Annotated in this window: 24 protein-coding genes; all 24 read left to right on the forward strand. The window is 35.4% G+C overall.

Annotated elements, in window-relative coordinates:
* Position 1: 1 nt before the first annotated feature.
* On the forward strand, positions 2 to 940 hold the full coding sequence (locus TEPIDINF_RS03885; protein WP_068723929.1) for a bifunctional riboflavin kinase/FAD synthetase: 939 nt from the start codon (positions 2 to 4) through the stop codon (positions 938 to 940).
* Positions 941 to 1097: 157 nt separating this feature from the next.
* A complete protein-coding gene (rpsO, locus tag TEPIDINF_RS03890) occupies positions 1098 to 1367 on the forward strand; it encodes a 30S ribosomal protein S15 (protein WP_068723931.1) in 270 nt (89 codons plus the stop codon).
* A 143-nt stretch (positions 1368 to 1510) separates the two neighbouring features.
* Positions 1511 to 3604 carry a polyribonucleotide nucleotidyltransferase gene (gene pnp, locus TEPIDINF_RS03895; protein WP_421691385.1) on the forward strand — a complete coding sequence of 698 codons (2094 nt, stop codon included), beginning with the start codon at positions 1511 to 1513 and terminating at the stop codon, positions 3602 to 3604.
* Positions 3605 to 3735: 131 nt separating this feature from the next.
* Entirely contained in the window at positions 3736 to 4710 is a 975-nt protein-coding gene (locus TEPIDINF_RS03900) for a polysaccharide deacetylase family protein (protein ID WP_421691386.1), read from the forward strand.
* Positions 4711 to 4762: 52 nt separating this feature from the next.
* Complete coding sequence (locus TEPIDINF_RS03905; protein ID WP_082732573.1) at positions 4763 to 6019, forward strand: M16 family metallopeptidase; 1257 nt, start codon at positions 4763 to 4765, stop codon at positions 6017 to 6019.
* Positions 6006 to 6449: a dUTP diphosphatase gene (gene dut / locus TEPIDINF_RS03910; protein ID WP_068723937.1), complete on the forward strand. Its 444-nt coding sequence runs from the start codon at positions 6006 to 6008 to the stop codon at positions 6447 to 6449. The genes TEPIDINF_RS03905 and dut overlap by 14 nt, the downstream gene beginning before the upstream one ends.
* A gap of 34 nt (positions 6450 to 6483) precedes the next feature.
* Positions 6484 to 6669, forward strand: a complete 186-nt coding sequence (locus TEPIDINF_RS03915) for an aspartyl-phosphate phosphatase Spo0E family protein (protein ID WP_068723940.1) — start codon at positions 6484 to 6486, stop codon at positions 6667 to 6669.
* A gap of 121 nt (positions 6670 to 6790) precedes the next feature.
* On the forward strand, positions 6791 to 7045 hold the full coding sequence (locus TEPIDINF_RS03920) for a YlmC/YmxH family sporulation protein (protein WP_068723942.1): 255 nt from the start codon (positions 6791 to 6793) through the stop codon (positions 7043 to 7045).
* Between the two features lie 132 nt (positions 7046 to 7177).
* A complete protein-coding gene (gene dpsA, locus TEPIDINF_RS03925; protein ID WP_421691387.1) occupies positions 7178 to 8074 on the forward strand; it encodes a dipicolinate synthase subunit DpsA in 897 nt (298 codons plus the stop codon).
* A gap of 1 nt (position 8075) precedes the next feature.
* Positions 8076 to 8669: a dipicolinate synthase subunit B gene (locus TEPIDINF_RS03930; RefSeq protein ID WP_068723944.1), complete on the forward strand. Its 594-nt coding sequence runs from the start codon at positions 8076 to 8078 to the stop codon at positions 8667 to 8669.
* 29 nt (positions 8670 to 8698) lie between these two features.
* Complete coding sequence (locus tag TEPIDINF_RS03935) at positions 8699 to 9739, forward strand: aspartate-semialdehyde dehydrogenase (RefSeq protein WP_421691388.1); 1041 nt, start codon at positions 8699 to 8701, stop codon at positions 9737 to 9739.
* 17 nt (positions 9740 to 9756) lie between these two features.
* On the forward strand, positions 9757 to 10992 hold the full coding sequence (gene dapG / locus TEPIDINF_RS03940) for an aspartate kinase (RefSeq protein WP_421691389.1): 1236 nt from the start codon (positions 9757 to 9759) through the stop codon (positions 10990 to 10992).
* 7 nt (positions 10993 to 10999) lie between these two features.
* Positions 11000 to 11881 (forward strand): 4-hydroxy-tetrahydrodipicolinate synthase, encoded by an 882-nt coding sequence (dapA, locus tag TEPIDINF_RS03945; protein WP_084818851.1) that lies wholly within the window; start codon positions 11000 to 11002, stop codon positions 11879 to 11881.
* Positions 11882 to 12094: 213 nt separating this feature from the next.
* Positions 12095 to 13774 carry a ribonuclease J1 gene (gene rnjA / locus TEPIDINF_RS03950; RefSeq protein WP_220126419.1) on the forward strand — a complete coding sequence of 560 codons (1680 nt, stop codon included), beginning with the start codon at positions 12095 to 12097 and terminating at the stop codon, positions 13772 to 13774.
* A 92-nt stretch (positions 13775 to 13866) separates the two neighbouring features.
* Positions 13867 to 14631 carry a ClpP family protease gene (locus tag TEPIDINF_RS03955; protein ID WP_399168105.1) on the forward strand — a complete coding sequence of 255 codons (765 nt, stop codon included), beginning with the start codon at positions 13867 to 13869 and terminating at the stop codon, positions 14629 to 14631.
* Positions 14628 to 14855 (forward strand): YlzJ-like family protein, encoded by a 228-nt coding sequence (locus tag TEPIDINF_RS03960; RefSeq protein WP_069799967.1) that lies wholly within the window; start codon positions 14628 to 14630, stop codon positions 14853 to 14855. Before TEPIDINF_RS03955 ends, TEPIDINF_RS03960 begins: the two co-directional genes overlap by 4 nt.
* A gap of 105 nt (positions 14856 to 14960) precedes the next feature.
* Positions 14961 to 17288: an FtsK/SpoIIIE family DNA translocase gene (locus tag TEPIDINF_RS03965; protein WP_069799969.1), complete on the forward strand. Its 2328-nt coding sequence runs from the start codon at positions 14961 to 14963 to the stop codon at positions 17286 to 17288.
* 110 nt (positions 17289 to 17398) lie between these two features.
* Entirely contained in the window at positions 17399 to 18124 is a 726-nt protein-coding gene (locus tag TEPIDINF_RS03970; RefSeq protein ID WP_068723956.1) for a GntR family transcriptional regulator, read from the forward strand.
* A gap of 109 nt (positions 18125 to 18233) precedes the next feature.
* Positions 18234 to 19292, forward strand: a complete 1059-nt coding sequence (locus TEPIDINF_RS03975) for a BMP family lipoprotein (protein WP_068723958.1) — start codon at positions 18234 to 18236, stop codon at positions 19290 to 19292.
* 115 nt (positions 19293 to 19407) lie between these two features.
* Positions 19408 to 20916 carry an ABC transporter ATP-binding protein gene (locus TEPIDINF_RS03980; RefSeq protein WP_068727475.1) on the forward strand — a complete coding sequence of 503 codons (1509 nt, stop codon included), beginning with the start codon at positions 19408 to 19410 and terminating at the stop codon, positions 20914 to 20916.
* Positions 20900 to 22042, forward strand: a complete 1143-nt coding sequence (locus TEPIDINF_RS03985; protein WP_421691390.1) for an ABC transporter permease — start codon at positions 20900 to 20902, stop codon at positions 22040 to 22042. Before TEPIDINF_RS03980 ends, TEPIDINF_RS03985 begins: the two co-directional genes overlap by 17 nt.
* Positions 22032 to 22964 (forward strand): ABC transporter permease, encoded by a 933-nt coding sequence (locus tag TEPIDINF_RS03990; protein WP_181482230.1) that lies wholly within the window; start codon positions 22032 to 22034, stop codon positions 22962 to 22964. The genes TEPIDINF_RS03985 and TEPIDINF_RS03990 overlap by 11 nt, the downstream gene beginning before the upstream one ends.
* 128 nt (positions 22965 to 23092) lie before the next feature.
* Positions 23093 to 23227, forward strand: a complete 135-nt coding sequence (locus TEPIDINF_RS03995; RefSeq protein WP_255421869.1) for a hypothetical protein — start codon at positions 23093 to 23095, stop codon at positions 23225 to 23227.
* Between the two features lie 30 nt (positions 23228 to 23257).
* Entirely contained in the window at positions 23258 to 24016 is a 759-nt protein-coding gene (gene sleB / locus TEPIDINF_RS04000) for a spore cortex-lytic enzyme (RefSeq protein WP_068727477.1), read from the forward strand.
* Positions 24017 to 24123: the final 107 nt, after the last annotated feature.

Genomic DNA, 24123 nt, shown 5'->3' on the forward strand with positions numbered 1-24123 from the left:
TATGAAGGTCTTACAGCTTTCTTATCCACTTACACTAGACAGGTATCAACCTAGTGTAATTGCTATTGGTTATTTTGATGGCGTACATAAAGGCCATCAACAGGTGATTAAAAAGGCCTGTCAAATCGCAAAACAATATGATCTTCTTTGTGGTGTAATGACCTTTTTCCCTCACCCAAAAGAGGTCATTAGCAACGATAAAAAAATAGATCAGATTACCCCACTAGAAATGAAACTTCAACAATTTGAAAAAATGAATGTTGATCTAAGTTATGTTGTCCATTTTTCCAAAAGGTTCTCAAGAATCACACCTGAGGAATTTGTAAATGAATTTTTAGTTAAACTCAATGTAAAAGGGGTAGTTGTTGGGTTTGATTTTAAATTCGGTCATATGGGAATGGGTAATCCTGAAACTTTACGGAACTTAAACCAAGGTCGATTTTCTGTTGATGTAGTACATGCTTTCCAAGATGACATTGGGAAAATTAGCAGTTCAAGAATTAGAGATTATTTGTTATCTGGACAAGTGGAACTGGCAAATCAACTACTTGGTAGAAATTATTCCTTTTCTGGTCGGGTCGTACATGGAGATAAAAGGGGAAGGACGATTGGTTTTCCCACAGCAAATTTGCAATTACTTGAAGAGTATTTGACCATTAGAAAAGGAGTATATGTAGTCAAAACTCAGTATCATGGTCGTTCTTACGCAGGGGTCATGAATATTGGTTATAAACCAACTTTTTCTGATGATCAGAACCTTCCTACCTATGAAGTTTATCTTATCGATTTTGATGGGGATCTTTATGGTCAAGTATTAGAGATTGAAGTGATTAAATTTTTACGTGAAGAAAAAAAGTTCAATCACTTAAATGAATTAAAAAAACAGATCACTTATGATATTGAACAAGCAAAAAAGGCAATGATAAATATTATGATTTAATCTTTCCTTTCCTTTACTTTACTTTATATCGTTAATTATGTTATACTCTGTAATGGTTGTTTCAACTTGAAGCAATTAGTAGTGACCTTTTCTCGGATTAACGATTCACCAACGTTTCTCTGGGAATAGGCTGTAAAAACAAAGGAGGTGAATTAGGATGGCACTTAATCAAGAGCGTAAACAACAATTGATCGATGAGTACAAAGTACACGAAACAGACACTGGATCTCCAGAAGTTCAAATCGCTATCCTTACTGAAAAAATCAATTATTTAAATGAACATCTTCGTACTCATAAAAAAGACCATCACTCACGTCGTGGGTTATTGAAGATGGTTGGTCAAAGGCGTAATCTTTTAAATTATTTAAGAGAAAAAGATATTCAACGTTATCGTGAATTGATTGTTAAGTTAGGATTACGTAGATAGTTTTTTTAAAAAAGCGGGTTAATCCCGCTTTTTTTTGAATGAAAAGAAAGCACAAACAAAATCTAAATACATAATGCAAGAGAAGGAAATAATATGAAATACGTCGAAGTTCATGTTGAAATTTGAAAGGAGGCAATCTAGTAATGGATAAAAAAGTGTACCAAATGGATTTGGCTGGACGACCTCTTATTATTGAAACAGGTCAATTAGCCAAACAAGCAAACGGAGCTGTTCTAATAAGATATGGTGATACCGCTGTCTTAGTCGCGGTTACAGCCTCAAAAGATGCTAAAGACCTAGACTTCTTCCCGTTAACCGTAAACTATGAGGAACGCCTTTATGCAGTAGGAAAGATTCCAGGAGGGTTTATTAAACGAGAAGGAAGACCAAGTGAGAAAGCGATTTTAGCATCTCGATTAATCGATAGACCAATAAGACCACTCTTCCCAGACGGATTTCGTAATGATGTTCAAATTTCTGCAACAGTCATGTCTGCCGATCCAAATTGTTCCTCAGAAATCGCGGCTATGATTGGGACATCAGTAGCCTTATCTATTTCAGATATACCTTTTATGGGACCAATTGCTGGCGTGATTGTTGGACGTGTTGATGGTCAATTTATTATTAACCCAACGGTTGAAGCGATAGCAAAAAGTGATATCCATCTAGTAGTCGCTGGTACAAAAGATGCTATCAATATGGTTGAAGCAGGAGCAAAAGAAGTACCAGAGGAAGTCATGTTAGAAGCGATCATGTTTGGTCATGAAAAAATTAAAGAAATCATTCAATTCCAATCAAATATCGTTAATGAAATTGGAAAAGAAAAGATGCAAGTGGTACTTCATCAAATTGATAAACATTTGGAGCAAGTGGTTAAAGAATATGCAAAAGACCAATTAGTACAAGCTATACAAGTCGAAGAAAAACAAGCTAGACAAGATGCAATTGACCAAGTGATGAACCAAACAATTGAATATTTTACCGAAACCTATCCAGAACAATTAGGTATGATCAGTGAAATTCTCCATTATATTGTAAAAGAAGAAGTTAGAAGACTTATTCTTTTTGAAGGAAAAAGGCCTGATGGAAGGAATTTAAGCGAAATAAGACCTATTTCATGTGAAATCGGATTATTACCACGTACTCATGGCTCAGGGTTATTTACTCGTGGACAGACACAGGCTTTAAGTGTATGTACTCTTGGTGCTTTAGGAGATGTGCAAATTCTTGATGGTTTAGACCTTGAAGAATCTAAACGATTTATGCACCACTATAATTTTCCACCTTATAGTGTTGGTGAAGCCAGACCATTGCGAGGACCAGGAAGACGAGAAATTGGTCATGGGGCATTAGGGGAAAGAGCATTAGAACCAATTATTCCTCCTGAGGACGAATTCCCATATACAATCCGCTTAGTATCTGAAGTGTTAGAATCAAATGGTTCTACCTCACAAGCAAGTATTTGTGCAAGCACTTTAGCATTAATGCATGCTGGTGTTCCAATTAAAGCCCCTGTAGCAGGTATTGCAATGGGATTAGTAAAAGAAGGAAATCAAGTTGCTGTACTTACTGATATTCAAGGAATGGAAGACCATTTAGGAGATATGGATTTTAAAGTGGCTGGAACAAGCACTGGGGTAACTGCTTTACAAATGGATATTAAAATCAGTGGGATTGATCGCGAAATTCTAAAGAAAGCTTTGGAACAAGCAAAGGTCGGAAGATTATTTATTTTAGAAAAAATGTTAGCTACTATCGATAAACCAAATGTTGAATTATCAGAATATGCACCTAAAATAACCACTTTAAAAATCAACCCTGACAAAATAAGGGATGTGATCGGTCCTAGTGGCCGTATTATCAATAAGATTATAGAAGAAACTGGGGTAAAAATCGATATTGAGCAAGATGGTCGAGTCTATATTGCTTCAGTAGATCCTGTCTTAAATGAGAAAGCTAAGAAGATGATTGAAGACATTGTTCGAGAAGTTGAAGTAGGACAAACCTATTTAGGAACAGTAAAAAGAATAGAGAAGTTTGGAGCTTTTGTAGAATTGTTCCAAGGTAAAGAAGGATTGGTTCATATTTCACAGTTAGATGTAAAACGAGTTGAAAAAGTGGAAGATGTAGTTTCTGTTGGAGATCAAATTATGGTGAAAGTGACTGAAATCGATAATCAAGGTAGAATCAATCTATCTAGGAAAGCGATTTTAAAAGAACAAGAACAAAAAGATTAAAGAAGTTTGGAAGAGTCAGATTTTATTCTGTCTCTTTTTTATTTCACTGATGAAGTAAGGAAAAATTTTATAGTTTTAAATTAGGACATCACTCAATAAAATGTATTGAATAAGGAGAGTGGGGATGTCTAATGAAATGGGTTAAAATGACTGTGATTCTCTTAATAATGTTTACCCTATTTTTCAGTATTGCTAATTATAAACTAATTAACTCTTATATAAGTGTGATAAAGCAGCCAAGTAAGGAGTCAACAGAAAAATTAAGAAAAGTAATTCATAATTACGCGATCAAAAACAATATCAATCCAATTGAACCGAAAATAGATAAAATTTGGAAGTTAATCCCCGGTTATAATGGATTAGTTGTAGATGAAGAAACTACCTTAAAATTGGCTGAGAAACAAGATTTACAAGCAAACGATAAAATTCCTTATGTCTGGTTAGAAATTGAGCCGAAAAATGGGATAGATCAATTAGGGAACCACCCTATTTACCGAGGGAATCCAGAGAAACCAATGGTATCGTTAATGATAAATGTGGCTTGGGGCACAGAATATTTAGAGTCGATGCTAGATATTTTAAATAAGGAACAAGTAAAAGCTACCTTTTTTTTAGATGGTAGTTGGTTAAAGAAAAATCCAGATGTTGCAAAGAAGATAGCTGCTAATGGTCATGAAATTGGTAATCATGCTTACTCTCATCCGCAGATGAGTAGAATCAGCAATGAAAGAATCCGTGAAGAAATTTTAAAGACAGAGAAACTGATTCAACAAACATTAAATCAATCTTCTAAATACTTTGCCCCACCTTCCGGGGATTACGACCTGAGAGTGGTTAAAATAGCTCATGAATTAAAACTTCATACTGTTTTATGGACAGTTGACACGGTAGATTGGAAGAAACCCTCGCCTGAAACGATTATCAATCGGATCGTTCCAAAGGTACAAAATGGGTATTTAATCCTGATGCATCCTACAAAATCGACTGCAGAAGCTTTACCAACTTTGATAAGGGAAATGAAGAAAAAAGGGTTAATAATCAGTCCAGTTAAAGAAACTCTATCTTCAAAAAGAGTTCTTTCTGTTGAGTCATCTCCTAAATTTTGATATAGTTATATTCACAGTCTGAAGATTTTTCCTGTATAGGAGGATTTAAGTGATAAAAAGATATACATTAACAAATGGTTTAAGAGTAGTCATTGAGAAGATCCCTACAGTGCGGTCAGTGGCTATGGGGATCTGGGTAAAGACTGGGTCAAAAAATGAAAATCCAATGAACAATGGGATTTCTCATTTTATTGAACATATGTTGTTTAAAGGGACAGAAAATCGTACTTCTCAGCAGATTGCAGAGGTGTTTGATTCAATTGGCGGGCATGTAAATGCCTTTACTTCTAAAGAATATACTTGTTACTATGCAAAAGTCTTAGATGAACATCTAGAAGTTGGCTTAGATGTATTATCTGATATGTTTTTTCATTCTACTTTTGATCAAGAAGAATTAAATAGGGAAAGAAATGTAGTAGTAGAAGAGATAAAGATGTATGAAGACACACCAGATGATCAAATTCATGATCTCATTTCTAATGCAGCTTTCGGAAACCATCCACTTGGTTATTCAATTTTGGGAACTGAAGAGGTCTTACATACCATTACTAAAGAAATGATCCAAAAGTATATGAATGAAAGATACACTACAGAAAATACGGTTATTACCCTTGCTGGAAACACTCCTCCACACATTGTGGAACTGATTGAAGAAGCTTTTGGTACATTTAAACTCCATGGAAAAGAGGAACAAATTTCTGTTGCAACAGTTAAAGCTAGTGAAATCATTAAAGTGAAACAAACTGAACAATCTCATATCACCTTTGGTTTACCAGGATTAGCAGTAAATGACCCAGATATCTACTCTCTAATCTTATTAAATAATATTATTGGTGGAAGTATGAGCTCCAGACTATTTCAAGAGGTTAGAGAAAAACGTGGTTTAGCTTACTCTGTCTTTTCTTATCATTCCTCTTATCAGGATGGTGGATTATTTACGATCTATGCTGGCACTGCTCCAAACCAAGTAAATGAAGTGATCAATATTATTCAGGATATCCTTTTCTCTATTCAACAAAAAGGAATTGACGAGAAAGAAATCATAAAAGGAAAAGAACAACTAAAAGGTAGCCTGATGTTAAGTCTGGAAAGTACGAACAGTAGAATGAATCGTTTAGGGAAAAATGAGCTTTTATTGGGGAAACATCCTTCTTTAGATGAAATCATCGAACGAATAAATCAGGTAAATCAGCAATCTATTGAAAAAGTAATAAAACAAGTCTTTAATCACCCTATTTCATTTGCTATGATTAGTCCATACGAAGAGGTTCCTACGACACTTAGGAGGGATTTTCTTGTACCAAATTAAAATAAAAAGGTTACCTGGAAATGAAGATTTACCGACTCCGAAGAAAATGTCGGAATATGCTAGCGGTTATGATCTCTTCGCTTCAGTTAAAGAGAATCTTTTTTTGCAACCAGGAAAAAGCATCTTAATACCTACTGGATTTGCGTTAGAGATGCCAGCAGGAATTGAAGCACAGGTCAGGCCTCGAAGTGGTTTAGCATTAAAACATGGTATAACTGTTTTAAATACTCCTGGGACGATTGATGCTGATTACCGTGGAGAGATTAAGATTATTCTCATTCATTTAGGCACGGAGGAATTTGAAATTAAACGTGGAGATCGAATTGCTCAACTTGTTTTTATGAAGTTACCTACCGTTGAGTTAATAGAAGTAGAAGAAATTAACGAAACACCAAGAGGTATAGGCGGATTCGGTCATACTGGCCAATAAGGTCAAAGTTAAATTGGTAAAGGAGCGAAGAAAAATGAAAAAAGATACGACAGAGGATCTACTTAATGAAATAGAGAATCTTCGCAACCAATTACATCGTAAAGTTGGAAATCATTCAATTGAAGATCATGAGATACTGATGGATCATGACCTTTTACAAATGAGCAAACGTTTGGATGAGTTAATCCTTACTTATATGTCTTTGTCAAACAAAAAATAGCATGTAGAAAATAAGTGGAAGATTTATAAAGGGACTTCATGATGGAAGTCCTTTTTTTGTACTTTTTTTTACTTATATTGCATAGTAAGAGAACAGAAATGGAAAAAAGGAGAGGATCGTAATGCGTTTTAGTGAATTAAATGGCAAAGAAATTATTGATTTAAGCAGTGGAGAGCGGATTGGAACAGTTGGACATACAGAGTTAATTATTGACCCTAATTCAGGAGAAATAGAAGCAATGGTCTTGCCAAAAACATCTTTTTTAAACATAGGCAAACAAAAAGAAGAAGTTTATATTCCTTGGAATGCAATTCGAAAAATAGGGCCGGAAATGATTATCGTAGAAAAAAAAGCCAGGGTAAAATCGTATGAATAATGCTTAAAGGTTACTAAATAAAATGATAGAATGTCACCACTTTCTGGGCTATCGAATATGATGTTTTAGAAATAAGCAACTTTGCAATTTCGCTTTTTTCGAGTAAAATGTTTGGAAAGGGGTAACTTGAAATTGCTCACGGAAATTCATATGGCTTTTGTCGGTGGTGATGCTCGTCAGTTAGAAGTTATTAAAAAATGTATTGAAATGGATGCAACAATCACATTAATTGGCTTCGATAACTTAGAAAGTAAATTTGTAGGAGTTCACCAAAAAGACTTAGAACCAGATATTTTTCTTAATGTAGATGCAGTGATCCTTCCGATTGTTGGTACAGATGAAGAAGGAAATGTTGAAAGTATTTTTAGTCAAAAAAAATTGGTTCTTACAGAGGAACATTTATCAAAACTTCCCAAAAAAGCTAAAATTTATACAGGTATGGCCAAACCTTACTTAAAAAAAATATGCAACGACCTACAAATAGAATTAGTGGAATTATTGGATCGTGATGACGTAGCTATCTATAACTCAATTCCAACAGTAGAAGGCACTTTAATGATGGCCATACAAAATACTGATTTTACGATACATGGTTCTAATTCAATCGTTTTGGGCTTCGGTAGAACGGGTATTACTTTAGCAAGAATTTTACAGGCTTTAGGAGCCCACGTAAAAGTAGGTGCTAGAAGACCAGAACATATTGCTAGAATATACGAAATGGGAATGGTACCTTTCTACGTAAGCCAGTTAGAACAAGTGGTTTATGATGTTGATTTACTATTTAACACCATCCCTGAAATGGTTGTGACTGCAAAAGTAATTGCGGCCATGCCACATCATTCATTAATTATCGATTTAGCTTCAAAACCAGGTGGTACAGATTTTCGATATGCAGAAAAAAGAGGAATTAAAGCATTATTAGCCCCAGGGTTACCCGGAATCGTTGCACCTAAAACAGCTGGTCAGATTATAGCAAATGTTCTCACCAGATTAGTTTTAGAACAATTCGGCAACCAAGGGGGAAAGTAAAATGAATTTACGTGGGAAAACGATCGGTTTTGGCTTAACAGGATCTCATTGCACATTTGCAGAGGTAATGCCGGAAATAAAAAAACTGGTAGACGAAGGCGCAAATGTGATTCCAATCTTAAGCTATGCTGTTCAGACTACAGATACAAGATTTGGAGCAACATTAGATTGGCAGAAACAGTTAAAGGATATTACAGGTAACCAAATCATTATGACAATTGTTGAGGCAGAACCCGTTGGTCCAAAAGGAATATTAGATTTAATGGTCATTGCGCCAGCCACCGGAAATACGGTTAGTAAGTTAGCGAACGCCATTACTGACTCACCAGTTCTCATGGCTGCAAAAGGGCAGCTAAGAAATCTAAAACCAGTCGTTGTTGCTGTATCTACAAATGATGGCTTAGGTTTAAATGGCGTAAATATTGGACGATTATTAGCAACTAAAAATATTTTTTTAGTTCCTTTTGGGCAGGATTCTCCTACAAAAAAACCGAACTCTTTAGTAGCAAGAATGGATCTCATCAAAGATACTTGTGAAGAGGCATTAGATCATAAACAAATCCAACCTGTTTTAGTTGAAAAATTTAAATATTGATTATATTTAACTTTTAGGAGGAGAAAAAGATGAGGAAAAAAAGTAAATACAATGTGGCTGTTGTTGGGGCAACGGGAGCTGTTGGACAACAAATGATCCATTTATTGGAGAAAAGAAACTTTCCAATTGATCGTTTAAAATTACTTGCATCCAGTCGTTCCAAAGGCAAAGTTGTTCCATTTAAAGGACATGATGTCGTAATTGAAGAGGCAACTCCTGAAAGTTTTGATGATATCGACTTTGCTTTATTTAGTGCCGGTGGAAAAACTAGCAAATACTTAGCCCCGTATGCCGCGCAAAGCGGGGCTATTGTAATTGACAACAGCAATGCTTTTCGAATGGATCCCAATGTACCTTTGGTGGTTCCAGAAGTTAATCCTGAGGAAATTTTTAAACATCAAGGAATCATCGCTAATCCAAATTGTTCAACGATTCAGATGGTGACGGCATTAAAGCCGCTGTACGATCATTTTGGGATCGAACGTATTATTGTTTCCACTTACCAGGCAGTTTCAGGTGCTGGTAATCAAGCGATTCAAGAGTTAAAACAGCAATCAAAACAAGTATTAAATGGTGAAGAAGTAAGTAAAGCTATTTTACCAGTCGGTTCTTTGCCAATAAAAAAACAAATTGCTTTTAATGCGATTCCACAAATTGATGTTTTTGAAGAGAATGGCTTTACTCTTGAAGAGATGAAAATGGTAAGAGAAACGAAGAAGATTTTTGGTGATTCATCTATAAAAGTAACTGCAACTTGTGTACGCATACCTGTCGTGTATGGGCATTCTGAGTCAGTCTATGTTGAATTAAAACAATCTTATGATCTTAAACAGGTCATAGAATTATTAAAATCAGCTTCAGGTGTTGTTGTCATAGACGATCCATTACAACAAGAATATCCTTTAGCAATTGATGCAGCTGGAAAACTCGATGTTTTTGTTGGTAGAATAAGAAGAGACCTTGACCATCCAAACGCTTTAAATATGTGGGTTGTGTCCGATAATCTATTAAAAGGTGCTGCATGGAATGCAGTACAAATTGCTGAAGAAATCATAAAAAATGCAAAATAAAAGAGGGTAAAGGAATAATGGGGATTATTGTTCAAAAGTTTGGGGGTTCATCGCTTACATCGAAAGAATTTAGGCTAAGGGCAATTTATCATATTCAAAAAGAACTTTCATTAGGACATCAGGTCGTTGTTGTGGTATCGGCTATGGGGAGAAGGGGAGATCCTTATGCGACTGATACACTAATTGATCATATTAAAGAGAATGGTAATTCTTTGCCAAATAGAGAAATGGATCTGTTATTAAATTGTGGTGAAGTGATATCTGCTACTACTTTAAGTAGTATGATGTTCCAATTAGGAGTTTCGAACACTGTTTTAACTGGAGGGCAAGCAGGCATTATTACAAATGATCATTTTTCTAACGCACAAATTAAAACAATTCGACCAAGTCGGATTTTTTATGAATTAAAGCGAAATCAGGTTGTAATCGTCACTGGGTTTCAAGGTATGACAGAATCTGGCGATATTACAACCTTGGGTCGTGGGGGGTCAGACACGACAGCCACAGCATTAGGAGTAGCTTTAAATGCTGATATGGTGGATATTTTTACCGATGTGAATGGAATTATGTCTGCAGATCCAAGAATTGTACATGATGCTGAACCACTAACTGCTGTAACTTATGATGAAATATGTAATATGGCCTATCAAGGAGCCAAGGTAATCCATCCAAGAGCAGTAGAAATTGCAATGGAAAAACAAATTCCTATCCGTGTTCGATCCACATTTACCTGTGATGAAGGAACATTGGTTACTTCCTATGAAAAGATAGTTAAAAATAAGGAACAATTTAATATCAAGGATCGTATTATCACAGGAATTGCTCATGTTCCAAATATTACACAAATAAAAGTTTTTGCTAAAGAGGGGCAATATGACTTACAACTAAAAGTTTTTAAAGCAATGGCTGATCATCAGATTAGTGTAGATTTCATCAATGTGAATCCTGTTGGTGTAGCTTTTACTGTTCATGATCAAGTGGCAGATATGGCAAACGAGATTTTAGAATCAATGGGATATATGCCACAACTTACAAGAAATTGCGCAAAAATATCAATAATCGGTGCTGGAATGGCAGGTGTTCCAGGTGTCATGGCATATATTGTTGAAGCATTAACGGAAAAAGATATTCAAATTTTGCAATCTGCTGACTCTCATACCACAATTTGGGTATTAGTTCATCAAGAGGACACAGAAAAAGCCGTGTTGGCTTTGCATCATAAATTTTTTGAAATAGGAACAGAAAAGGAGTGAGAACAAGGTGGATTTTGGCAGATTAATCACAGCTATGGTTACTCCATTTAATCAAAAATTAGAAATAGACTTAGAAAAAACAAAGAATTTGGTGAATCATTTAATCAATACAGGTACAGAGACAATTGTAGTAGCTGGCACAACAGGTGAATCACCAACATTAACAAAGAATGAAAAATTGTTACTCTTTGAAAAGGTTATTGAATTTGCAGATGGTAGAGCGAAAGTAATTGCGGGTACAGGAACGAATGATACGAAATCGTCTATCGAATTGACAAAACAGGCAGAAGAAATCGGTGTAGACGGTGTAATGTTAGTTGCCCCATATTATAATAAACCTTCCCAAGAAGGTCTTTATCAACACTTTAAGTCTATTGCTGAAGAAACTGCATTGCCAATTATGATCTATAATATTCCTGGAAGGACAGGAATCAACATTCAGGCGAAAACAATGGTTCAATTGGCAAGTATCAGCAATATTGTTGCTGTTAAAGAGGCAAGTGGTGATTTAACACAAATGGCTGAAATCATTGCAAATGTACCTTCTGATTTCTATTTGTATAGTGGAGATGATAAATTAACATTGCCCGTATTAGCAATTGGAGGTCATGGAATTGTAAGTGTTGCAAGCCACGTAGTTGGTAACGAAATGAAAGAAATGATTGATCATTATTTTAAAGGAAATGTTAAAGAGGCAGCATTAGAGCATTTAAGATTATTACCACTTTTTGAAGCGATTTTTATTACTTCAAACCCTGCACCAATTAAGGCATTACTTGAAGAAATAGGAATAAAAGCTGGTTCTGTTAGATTACCTTTAGTCTCTGTAACTAGAGAGCAAATACAATTTGTTACAAATATTTATAATAGAACGAAAACCATTAGCTAAAACGAATAAATTATTTTTGATTTTTAGGGATCTATGTATCCCTATTTTTTATGTTCTAAAACTTCATCAGAAAAAAATTGCTGGTCATACTATAGTAAATAGAAGACACTTTTAAAAAAAAAACATTACTTGTTTTTTATGTTTTCATTCATGTATAATAATTTCAAGTGACTTGTGCGGTTTTTTGTGTAACTACAACTGAATATAGGAGGTATGAAGTTGCCAAAGAACAATAAAGAAAGATTGCTTATTTTCGCTCTGGGCGGATTAGGCGAAATTGGCAAAAACATGTATGTCATACAATACGCTGATGATATCGTGGTTGTGGATGCTGGATTGAAGTTTCCAGAAGAGGAGATGCTCGGAATTGATTTGGTCATCCCCGATGTTTCTTACCTTGTTGAAAATAAAGAAAAGGTAAGAGCCATCATTCTAACCCATGGCCACGAAGATCATATTGGCGGGTTATCGTATGTATTAAAAGAGATCAACGTACCGGTATATGGAACTAAATTAACGCTCGGGCTTGTAGAAAGTAAATTAAAAGAGGCAAATATTCTCAGTGAATCTAAGCTTATTTTAGTGAACAATGAGTCGGAAATTCAATTGGGGGCATTAAAAGTTTCATTCTTTAAAGTGAACCATAGCATACCAGATGCAGTTGGAGTAGTGATTGATACTCCTGAAGGTGTTGTGGTACATACTGGGGACTTTAAATTTGATTTGACACCTGTAAATAATCAAATGGCGGATATTCACAAAATGGCTGAAATTGGCAAAAGAGGTGTATTGGCTCTATTATCAGATAGTACTAATGCTGAACGTGAAGGACATACAGGATCTGAACGTTCAGTGGGAGAGTCCATTAGTGAAGTCTTTAGAAAAGCAAAACAAAGAATCATTGTGGCCACTTTTGCTTCTAATATTCATCGAATTCAACAAGTTGTTGATGCTTCAGTCGCCTACGATAGAAAGATTACCATTGTAGGTCGGAGCATGGTGAATGTTGTGAATATCGGTATTGAGTTGGGTTATCTTCACGTCCCTGAAGGTATGATTGTGGATGTAGATGAAATTAATAAATTACCTGCTGATCGTGTTGTTATCTTATCAACGGGTAGTCAAGGTGAGCCAATGTCCGCTTTGACACGTATGGCACGTTCAACTCATCGAAAACTTGATATCATGCCTGGTGATACTGTCATCATCTCTGCAACCCCTATACCGGGAAATGAAAAATATGTCGCTCGAACTGTTGACCAATTGTTTAGAATCGGTGCCAATGTGATATATGGTGGTTCGATCTCAGGAGTACATGTTTCTGGTCATGGAAGCCAGGAAGAATTAAAATTAATGTTAAATTTTATGCGCCCAAAATTTTTTATTCCTATTCATGGTGAATATCGAATGTTACGCCTTCATTCTGATTTAGCTGAATCCATCGGAATACCAAGAGAAAATATTTTTCTGTTAGATAATGGGGATACCATAGAGATTTCTAACGGTAAGGCTCGTTATGGTTCAAAGATTCCAGTTGGGAATGTCTTAATTGATGGATTAGGTGTTGGGGATGTCGGCAATATTGTTTTAAGAGATCGTAAACTATTGTCTCAAGATGGTATATTAGTTGTTGTAGTTACACTTAGCAAACAAAATGCTACGATTTTATCGGGTCCAGACATTATTTCTAGAGGATTTGTATACGTTCGTGAATCTGAGGAACTTTTAGAAGAAGCAAATCGCCTTGTCACTGTCACTTTACAAAAATTAATGATAGAGAACGTGAATGAATGGTCTTCATTAAAAAATAGTGTAAGAGATGTATTAGGAAGGTTCTTATATGAACAAACAAGAAGAAGGCCAATGATTTTACCAATTATCATGGAAGTTTAATAAAAAAGAGCAGCCAAATTAAATGGTTGCTCTTTTCCTTTGTATGATTTTTTGTAACTGCAGTTATACTACAAACATAAGGAGGAATGGAAATGAATATGGAATTAAATCTTAATAAAACGTCAATGGAAGAATCTGAAGAAGAACAACCAAACCTGCAAGAACAGCAAAAACAAAAAACGTTAATGGATACCCTTCAGAATCTTGGCCAGACAAATGTTCCAAGTATAGAAACCAATATTTTTTCCCTAAACATCATCGGACAAATAGAAGGTCACATTGTGCTTCCACCACAAAATAAAACAACTAAGTATGAACATATTATCCCCCAATTAATTGCAGCAGAACAAAATCCAAAAATTGAAGGCATTTTAATCACATTAAATACAGTTGGTGGTGATGTAGAAGCAGGGTTAGCGATTGCCGAAATGATTTCCTCATTATCAAAACCAACCGTAACGCTTGTTCTTGGGGGAGGCCATTCTATCGGAGTACCTATTGCAGTTAGTTCCGATTACTCGTTTATTGCAGAAACAGCCACAATGACGATCCATCCTGTACGTCTAACAGGCTTGGTGATTGGTGTTCCACAGACGTTTGAATACTTAGATAAAATGCAGGATCGAGTGGTTAGGTTCATAACACAACATTCCAAAATATCTGAAGAAAAATTTAAGGAACTCATGTTTAAAACTGGTGAGCTAACTCGTGATATTGGTACTAATGTTGTAGGAACGGATGCTGTAAAATACGGGTTGATCGATGCTGTTGGTGGACTTGGCGATGCGATTAAGGAACTAAATAGAAGGATTGCTGAGTGGAAAGAAACGAAAGCAAGACAGGGCGTGGTACAATGATTTTTTATAGCACGATTCCAATTGAAACCGTTTTTGATGGATTTGACCAAATGAAACTTAACTACAAAGAGGTACAAATGGGACATATGACAATGATTGTAGAGCCAACATCGGATTATCAGGCAAAAATTGTTAGATTGATTAGTCCTGTGGCACAAGATTATTTGAATCCCAAATATCAACCTGGTCAAACTCTTTATTTTAATTTTTCTGACTCTCATTAATTGCCTGTTGTTTCCTTGTTTTCCATGTTATAATGCTTATAAAAAGCAGCCTAGGTAGGCTGCTTTTTATAAGGAAGCTGATTGGAAAACGGGTGAGAAAAAATAATGGTTACAAAAAGGAAAAAAAATAGAAAACAAAGAATGAAACAACATCTTAAATTCGAAGCCTACGGTATATTACTTTTTGTGTTATTTATTATAGAATTATCCAAAATGGGCTATATTGGCGATTACCTAAATCTTTTTTTTCGATTTTTAGTGGGACAATGGGATTTTACTCTTAGTTTAATTGGCCTATACCTTTCGTTATACTTAATGACCAAAAGAAAATTTTCTTTTCATTGGTCTATGAGAAAAATTGGCCTACTCTTGATTTATATTTCACTTATTATCTTAAACCATGTAGTTTTTGTCGAAAATATTCAACTAAATGGGATGTATAAAGATATTGGAGTCTTAAAAGCAACATGGCAGCAATTTGTTCTGGAAATGAAAGATCATGGGAATGTTGATTTGGGTGGTGGAATGGTCGGAGCTTTATTTTATCAGCTATTTAATTACCTTTTTGACCATTCAGGAACAAAAGTAATATTAGTGGCACTTATTTTGGTAGGAATACTTCTTTTCTTTCATTTTTCTTATGTAGAGCTATTTAAAAAAATAAAGCTCTTTTTCCAAAACCAAATAACTGTATTAGAGGAAAAAGTCAAGGATTTTCTTTTATTACTTAATCAAAAACAACCCAAAGCAAAAAGAAGAAAATTACCACAAAAAAATAATGAAGAGCATATAGAAAATGAACCAAATTCTAATCACTTTGACCATTACGAAGAACCCATTATTCATGATTTTATGGATCGAAACGTGTCAACAAACCAGTCAACAATTAATCATAATACACATCCTTTAAATATGGATTTAGAACTAGAAAATCAAGAGGGTGACGATAATCAAGAAATTGAATTAAGTGGGATTTCTTTACAAAATGAAGAGAAAAATTATTTTATGCCTCCCTTTCATATCTTAAATTCTCCTGAATTTCAAGAACAAGGAGAAGAATTTAAAGATATTAGTAATAATGCAAAAAAATTAGAATCTACTTTAGAAAGTTTTGGTGTAAAAGCACGAGTAACACAAATACATAGAGGTCCTGCCGTTACACGCTTTGAAATTCAACCTGATGTAGGTGTAAAAGTTAGTAGGATCGTCAATTTAGCTGATGATATTGCTTTATCTCTTGCGGCAAAAGATATTCGAATCGAAGCACCTATTCCAGGAAAAGCAGCAATAGGAATTGAGGTTCCTAACTCAGAAATTGCAGTGGTTACTCTGAAGGAGGTACTAGAAAGTCAAGCATTTTATGAATCTAAGTCAAAACTAAGTCTCGGACTAGGTAGAGATATATCTGGTGAACCTATTATTGGGAATTTATCAAAAATGCCCCATTTATTAGTAGCTGGTGCTACTGGATCAGGTAAAAGTGTATGTATTAATTCAATGATTGTAAGTATTCTATATAAAGCAAAACCAAGTGAAGTAAAGTTTTTAATGATTGATCCCAAGATGGTTGAACTTAATGTTTATAATGGGATCCCCCATCTTTTATCACCAGTTGTAACTGATCCAAAAAAAGCATCAAAGGCTTTAAAAATGATTGTGAATGAAATGGAAAAAAGATATGAAAGCTTTGCTGAAAAAGGTGCACGTGATATCGAAAGATATAATGCACTTCTTATCGATGAAAGTCCTGAAAAGGCGCAAATTTTGCCATATATCGTTGTTATCATTGATGAACTAGCAGACCTAATGATGGTTGCGCCAAATGATGTAGAAGATGCAATTATTCGTTTGGCTCAAAAAGCTAGGGCTGCAGGAATTCATTTAATTGTTGCAACACAACGTCCTTCAGTTGATGTTATTACTGGTTTGATTAAAGCAAACATACCTTCACGAATTGCCTTTGGGGTTTCTTCCCAAACTGATTCAAGAACGATCATAGATATGGGGGGAGCTGAAAAATTACTTGGTAGAGGGGATATGCTTTACTTTCCTGTGGGCTACTCGAAACCTGTTCGTGTTCAAGGAGCATTTATAACTGATCTTGAAGTGGAGGCTGTTGTTCAATATGTGAAAGAACAACAACAAGCAAATTATCAAGAAGGAATTGTTACGGAACTAAATAAGCCAAATGAAGCTGAAGAAGTCGATGAGGTTCTTGATGACCTATTTTATGAAGCTGTAGAATTAGTGGTTGAAACAAAACAAGCATCTGTATCCATGTTGCAGCGAAGGTTGCGAGTTGGGTATACTAGAGCTGCAAGATTGATTGATGAAATGGAAAAGAGAGGTATTATAGGCCCTTATGAGGGAAGTAAACCACGTACTGTTCTTATTAGCATCGATCAGTATCAACAAATGAAGATCCCAATTTAAATGCTTTCATAGAAATTTTTGTTGATTTTTTGTTTAAAAAAAGTGAAAATAAATGTGAGATGTTAATGTAGTATAACGTCAGACGTCTAATATGAAAGGAATGCTTTTTAATGTCCTTAAGATCTGATCCACGGCCTCTTTATCTATTGGTTATCGATAAAATTAAGCAAGATATTGAACAAAGAATCTTAAAGCCTGGGCAGAAACTTCCATCAGAGTTTGAGTTATCTAAAGATTTGGGAATAAGTCGTGCTACCTTGCGTGAAGCTCTTCGAATTCTTGAAGATGAGAATATCATTACACGTAAACACGGAGTTGGAACATTTATCAATGCTAAACCTGTATATACAAGTGGTATTGAAGAATTATTTAGTATCACTCAAATGATTGAAAAGAATGGACAGAAAGCAGGCACTATTTATGTAAACAAAGCTTTTGCGTCTGCAACACAAGAAGATATAAAAACTTTCCATCTCGATGATTCAGATCTTGTTCTAAGAGTTGAAAGGATCAGAACTGCAGACGAAGAGCCTGTTGTTTATTGTATTGATAAAATTCCCGATAGTATATTAACGAAAGATTTTGATTTTCACCAATATGGTTCTGTATTTAAAAGCCTTGAACAACATGCTAATATTTTTATTTCCCATGCCATTACAGAAATTATTCCAATAGGTTATCATGAAAAAATTTCGCCATTATTACATTCACCACCTGAATCATCATTATTGATTTTAAAACAGCTCCATTTTGATATGAGCGATCGTCCAGTATTATTCTCAATCAATTATTTTAGGGCAGACAAGTTTAGATTTCAGGTGTTGAGAAAAAGATAAAAAGTAAGAAATGTTTTCTTTTGTAAGGAGGTGTTAATAATTTAGATAGGAATTCAATGAGTTCAATTTATTTTTAACATTATTTAAAATTAAATTGGGGGTTAAATTTATGAAAAAATTTTTCACATTAATGCTTATTTTTACTCTTGCTATGACTACCTTTTTAGTAGGTTGTGGTGCTGATAAAGAAGAAACAAAAAAACCAGACCAACAAGCTCAACCAGATCAAGCAACAGAAAAACAGCTAAAAGTTGCAATGGTAACTGACGTTGGTGGTGTGAATGACCAATCCTTCAACCAGTCTGCATGGGAAGGACTACAAAGAGCAGAACAAGAACTTGGAATTAAAGCTTCTTACAAAGAATCAAAACAAGATGCTGATTATGCACCAAATATGGAACAATTATTAGACGAAGAAAATGATTTAATTTGGGGAATTGGTTTCAAAATGGGAGATACTATTCTTGCTGAAGCTCAAAAAAACCCAGATCAAAAATATGCAATTATTGACTACGCTTATGATCAAACTCCAGAGAACTTAGTTGGGGTAGTATTTAAAGCAGAACAAGCTTCTTTCTTAGTTGGTTATATTGCTGGTAAGATGACCAAGACTGGAAAAGTTGGTTTTGTTGGTGGTATTGAAGGCGTTGTAATCGATGGTTTTGATTATGGTTTCCAAGCAGGTGTGAAGTATGCAAACCCTAATGTTACTGTTTTAAGACAATATGCTGAATCCTTTACAGACTCTGCAAAGGGTAAAGCAATCGCAAACTCCATGTACCAAGACGGAGCAGATATCGTTTTCCATGCTGCAGGTGGTGTAGGTGATGGAGTTATTGAAGCTGCTAAAGAACAAGGAAAATTCGCAATTGGTGTTGACAGAGACCAAAATAACTTAGCGCCAGATAACGTAATTACTTCTGCGATGAAACGTGTAGATAACGGTATTTACAACATTGTAAAACAGCTCAAAGAAGGGAATTTCCCTGGTGGGCAAACCGTCGTTTTAGGATTAGCTGAAGGAGCAGTCGATATTGCACCATCCTCTGACAAACACGTTCCTAAAGAAATTTTAGATGAAGTAAATGGTTTGAAAGAAAAAATTATCAATGGGGAAATTGAAGTACCTTACAATAAAGAAACCTTTGATAAATTTGAAGTAAAATAATAATTGTAAAGAAAAACTTAACGGCTCGGACAATTGTCTGAGCTGTTTCGATATGTAGATTGGATTGGAGGGTTCTTCTTTGAATCACATAGATTTCCAGGATAAAGTTGTTGAGATGAAAAGCATCACTAAGATTTTTGGAAATTTAAAAGCAAATGACAATATAAATCTAACTGTTCATAAAGGAGAAGTCCATGCATTATTAGGAGAGAACGGTGCTGGTAAATCAACGTTAATGAACATTTTATATGGACTTTATCAACCTACGTCTGGTGAAATATATATTAAAGGAAAAAAGATTGATATTACAAATCCAAACGTAGCGATTAAACATGGTATTGGAATGGTTCATCAACATTTTATGCTGGTAGAACCCTTTACAGTTGCAGAAAATATTATCTTGGGAATGGAAATAACCAAGGTACTCGGCAAACTAGATATGCAAAAGGCGATTCAGGATGTTCAATATTTGTCTGAAAAATATGGATTACATGTTGATCCTAATGCAAAAATTGAAGATATTACGGTTGGGATGCAACAAAGAGTTGAGATTTTAAAGGCTTTATATCGTGGAGCCGATATCTTAATTTTGGACGAACCTACTGCTGTTTTAACACCGCAGGAAATCAATGAATTGATTCAAATCATTCGTAATTTAACTGGTGAAGGTAAATCTGTCATTATCATAACCCATAAATTGAAAGAAATTAAGATGGCAGCAGATTATTGTACGATTATAAGAAGAGGGAAACATATTGATACTGTTGATGTAAGTGATACAACTGAAGAGGAATTGGCTGCTAAAATGGTAGGCAGAGAAGTAAGTTTCAAGGTGGAAAAAGAAGAAAGAGAACTTGGAAAACCAGTTTTCTCTATTGAAAACATTGTGGTAAAAGACAATAGGGGAATTAATGCCGTCAACGGATTGTCCCTTGAAATATATGCTGGAGAAATACTTGGAATTGCTGGTGTAGATGGAAATGGTCAAAGCGAACTCATTGAAGCCATAACTGGCCTTAGAAAGATTGAATCTGGCAGGATTTCAATTAATGGTAAAGATATTACCAATCGAATACCAAAAGAAATCATTGAAAATAAGATATCTACAATCCCGGAGGATCGACAAAAAAGAGGTCTTGTACTTGACTTCACCGTTGCTGAAAATATGATTCTAGAAAATTATCACAAGGAACCTTTTGCAAAAAAAGGAATATTAAATCATGATAAGATAAAAGAGTTTGCAAAAGAGTTGATCGAAAAATTCGACATAAGGCCAACAGATGAAAATGCCAAAGCAAGATCTCTGTCTGGTGGGAACCAACAGAAAGTGATCATTGCTCGTGAGGTAACAAATGACCCTGACCTGCTAATCGCAGCACAACCTACGCGCGGACTTGACGTAGGTGCTATTGAATATGTGCATAAAGCTTTAGTGGAACAAAGAGATAAAAATAAAGCAGTCCTTTTAGTGTCTTTAGAACTTGATGAAGTAATGAATGTATCAGACCGCATTGCCGTAATCTATGAAGGAAAGATTGTAGGAATTGTTGATGCAAAAGAAGCTGATGAAAACACATTAGGACTAATGATGGCAGGAGGTGGTGTCGATGTTGGACAAAAATAAAAACAGCAAATTATTAAGTTTATTTTCCGGAACCTTTGGTTTTACGTTGATTTCTATTTTGATCGGCTTAATTATAGGTGCCATCGTACTGTCAATTGCAGGATATAATCCGTTTGAAGCTTATAGTGTCATGTTTAAAGGGATATTTAGTAAACCCAAATATATTGCATACGCTATTATTTACGCTACACCACTCATTATGACAGGTTTATCTGTTGCCTTTGCCTTTCGTACAGGACTATTTAATATTGGTGCTGAAGGACAGTTTATTATTGGGGCATTAACAGCAGCTTTGACAGGTTACTTTTTAAAGTTGCCCCCAGTTATCCATGTCCTTGTGGTATTTGTTTTGGCTGCTACTGCTGCAGGATTGTGGGGAGGTATTTCAGGTTTTTTAAAAGCAAAATTTGGTGTTCATGAAGTTATTTCAACAATCATGTTGAATTGGATCGCATTATATCTAAATAACTATGTTGTGATGTTGGAAGGCTTTAAAAAACCTCAAAGTGAGGCATCTTATGAAGTTTTAAGTACTGCTAGCATAGGACTTTTGGAAAAATGGAAATTATCTGAAGCTGGTAGAGAATGGCTTAGAAACTTTCCATTTTTGGCTGATATGATGAGAGCACCAATTAACTTAGGATTTATTATAGCTATTTTACTAGCAATCTTAGTCTGGTTTATTTTAAATAAAACGACATTGGGATATGAATTACGATCAGTGGGATTTAACAAATTTGCTGCTGAGTATGGTGGAATTGGTGTGAAAAAAAGTATTATTATCTCCATGATGATTGCTGGTGCCTTAGCAGGGATGGCTGGTGCTGTTCAAGTATTAGGTGTTACGAAAAAAGTTGCAGTATTAGCTGCGATGGAAGGTTATGGATTTGATGGAATCGCTGTATCACTAATTGGGAGTAATACAGCTTTAGGTAGTGTTTTAGCTGGTCTATTATTTGGTGGTCTTAAGTATGGTGGACCTAAAATCCAGTCTGCTTTAGGTGCCCCATCAGAGGTCGTAAACATTGTAATGGGTACGATTGTATTCTTTATTGCTATTCCAAAGTTTATTAAAATGATGCTGTCGCTAAGAAGTAAGAAACGAGGTGAACAAGATGTTAGATAGTTTAGCATTTATTATTGGAACTACTTTGATGTATGCAACACCACTTATTTATACAGCTTTAGGTGGAGTCATCTCAGAGAATTCGGGAGTGGTTAACATTGGACTTGAAGGAATGATGACGATTGGCGCCTTTACTGGGGCAACAGTGGGTTATTTTTCAGGTGATCCGTGGATAGGATTTTTGTCTGCTGGAATTGCAGGAGGTGTATTAGCATTATTTCATGCTATTGCTTCTGTCACTTTTGCTGCTGATCAAGTGGTATCTGGTATTGCCATTAACTTTCTTGGCCCAGGACTAGCTTTGTTTTTAAGTCGTTTATTCTTTGACGGGGCAACGATGACAAAGCCAATACCATTAACTAATAAAATTCCAAGACCCTTTGATGGGGTATTTCCACAAAATTCTTTTTTAGATCTAGTGTTTAATCAGTATGCAACCGTCTATCTTGCTTTTTTTCTTGTACTTGTTATTTGGTATACCCTTTACAAAACGAAACTTGGTCTAAGAATACGAGCAGTTGGTGAACATCCAAAAGCAGCTGATACGTTGGGTGTTAACATTTATAGAATTAGATATTTAGCTGTGATTATGTCAGGAGTTTTTGCAGGTTTTGGTGGAGCGGCAATGAGCATTGCTGTTGTCTCTAATTTCAGACCTACCTTAATTTCTGGGCAAGGTTTTATTGCTTTAGCTGCAATGATTTTTGGTAAATGGAAGCCTCAAGGGGCAATGTGGGCATCTCTCTTATTTGGGGCAGCACAAGGTCTAATCGTTTACCTTGGAGGAACAGGTATACAAATTTCTTCGCAAATCTTAGCGATGTTACCATATGTATTAACATTAATTATTCTTATGGGTTTTGTAGGGAGAGCAGTTGCTCCTGCAGCAGATGGGATACCTTATGAAAAAGATCAACGTTAAAAGAAGCAATAAAAAACAGTCCTTTCATGATTGAAAGGACTGTTTTTTATTGTATCAAGATTTCATGTAAAAATTATGATAAATGGGGAAAGATAAACCTAAGCAAAAATGTTAAGGAGGATGAGAAAATGTTTATACGAATTAGAGCCAAATTCCCAGAAATAGAACATATCAATCAACCAGAGGTATTTCCTCCTGCCCCTCCAGAAGCTGAGCCATTTGAGCCGCCAATGCATCCTGAAAGACCGAATATAAAGGAGTAAAATTAATTTATGAAAGAAAGAGGAATCAACATGAACAAACGAATGTTAGCTATCCTGCTTTCAATCACATTAGCGTTAACAGGTATCTATGTTTCATATGATGAATGGTTTAAATCGGACCAAGAATCCTTTGGTAAAACTATTTTAGTCCGAGGAATGAGAGGCGGAGATGTTTACGAATTACAAGGTAGATTAAAATTATTAGGATTTTATACTGGACCAGTTGATGGGGTCTTCGGCTTAAGAACGTATAGAGCTGTTCGCCTTTTCCAATATGAATTTGGTTTAAAGATAGATGGTCTTGTTGGTCCTAAGACTAAGTTAAAGCTTTGGAAAGCGACGAAACACTGGCGGCCAGAATATACTGCTCCCAAAAAGGTAGCTAAAAAGCCTACATTGACTAGAAAGGTATCTACTTATTCAAGAGGAGGTTTCTCAGCTAATGATATTCGAATGATGGCGAATGCAGTATATGGGGAGGCTAGAGGAGAGCCTTATGTTGGTCAAGTTGCTGTGGCTGCCGTTATTCTTAATCGGGTGAAACACTCTTCTTTCCCAAATACTCCTTCAGGTGTCATATTCGAACCAGGTGCCTTTACAGCGGTTGCTGATGGACAGATTTGGTTAACCCCAAATAAAACAGCTGAGAAAGCAGTAAGAGATGCTTTAAATGGTTGGGATCCAACAGGGGGTGCGATCTATTATTTTAACCCTGACACTGCAACATCTGGCTGGATCTGGTCAAGACCACAGATTAAGAAAATTGGAAAACATATTTTTGCAAAATAGTACAAGATAGTATAATAGACCATTTATTACGGGAGTGAATTTATTTGTGGAATTGTGAATATTGTGGTAGTGATAAAGGAATGTATTATAAAGATGGCCAATTTGAA

Origin of the sequence: Tepidibacillus infernus (assembly GCF_048898065.1) — a bacterium.
Taxonomy (GTDB): domain Bacteria; phylum Bacillota; class Bacilli; order Tepidibacillales; family Tepidibacillaceae; genus Tepidibacillus_B; species Tepidibacillus_B infernus.

Coding starts and splice junctions, on each gene's coding strand:
- TEPIDINF_RS03885 (WP_068723929.1), top strand. CDS start 2: ATGAAGGTCTTACAGCTTTCTTATCCACTTACACTAGACAGGTATCAA.
- rpsO (WP_068723931.1), top strand. CDS start 1,098: ATGGCACTTAATCAAGAGCGTAAACAACAATTGATCGATGAGTACAAA.
- pnp (WP_421691385.1), top strand. CDS start 1,511: ATGGATAAAAAAGTGTACCAAATGGATTTGGCTGGACGACCTCTTATT.
- TEPIDINF_RS03900 (WP_421691386.1), top strand. CDS start 3,736: ATGAAATGGGTTAAAATGACTGTGATTCTCTTAATAATGTTTACCCTA.
- TEPIDINF_RS03915 (WP_068723940.1), top strand. CDS start 6,484: ATGAAAAAAGATACGACAGAGGATCTACTTAATGAAATAGAGAATCTT.
- TEPIDINF_RS03920 (WP_068723942.1), top strand. CDS start 6,791: ATGCGTTTTAGTGAATTAAATGGCAAAGAAATTATTGATTTAAGCAGT.
- TEPIDINF_RS03930 (WP_068723944.1), top strand. CDS start 8,076: ATGAATTTACGTGGGAAAACGATCGGTTTTGGCTTAACAGGATCTCAT.
- TEPIDINF_RS03935 (WP_421691388.1), top strand. CDS start 8,699: ATGAGGAAAAAAAGTAAATACAATGTGGCTGTTGTTGGGGCAACGGGA.
- dapG (WP_421691389.1), top strand. CDS start 9,757: ATGGGGATTATTGTTCAAAAGTTTGGGGGTTCATCGCTTACATCGAAA.
- rnjA (WP_220126419.1), top strand. CDS start 12,095: ATGAAGTTGCCAAAGAACAATAAAGAAAGATTGCTTATTTTCGCTCTG.
- TEPIDINF_RS03955 (WP_399168105.1), top strand. CDS start 13,867: ATGAATATGGAATTAAATCTTAATAAAACGTCAATGGAAGAATCTGAA.
- TEPIDINF_RS03960 (WP_069799967.1), top strand. CDS start 14,628: ATGATTTTTTATAGCACGATTCCAATTGAAACCGTTTTTGATGGATTT.
- TEPIDINF_RS03965 (WP_069799969.1), top strand. CDS start 14,961: ATGGTTACAAAAAGGAAAAAAAATAGAAAACAAAGAATGAAACAACAT.
- TEPIDINF_RS03970 (WP_068723956.1), top strand. CDS start 17,399: ATGTCCTTAAGATCTGATCCACGGCCTCTTTATCTATTGGTTATCGAT.
- TEPIDINF_RS03975 (WP_068723958.1), top strand. CDS start 18,234: ATGAAAAAATTTTTCACATTAATGCTTATTTTTACTCTTGCTATGACT.
- TEPIDINF_RS03980 (WP_068727475.1), top strand. CDS start 19,408: ATGAAAAGCATCACTAAGATTTTTGGAAATTTAAAAGCAAATGACAAT.
- TEPIDINF_RS03985 (WP_421691390.1), top strand. CDS start 20,900: ATGTTGGACAAAAATAAAAACAGCAAATTATTAAGTTTATTTTCCGGA.
- TEPIDINF_RS03990 (WP_181482230.1), top strand. CDS start 22,032: ATGTTAGATAGTTTAGCATTTATTATTGGAACTACTTTGATGTATGCA.
- TEPIDINF_RS03995 (WP_255421869.1), top strand. CDS start 23,093: ATGTTTATACGAATTAGAGCCAAATTCCCAGAAATAGAACATATCAAT.
- sleB (WP_068727477.1), top strand. CDS start 23,258: ATGAACAAACGAATGTTAGCTATCCTGCTTTCAATCACATTAGCGTTA.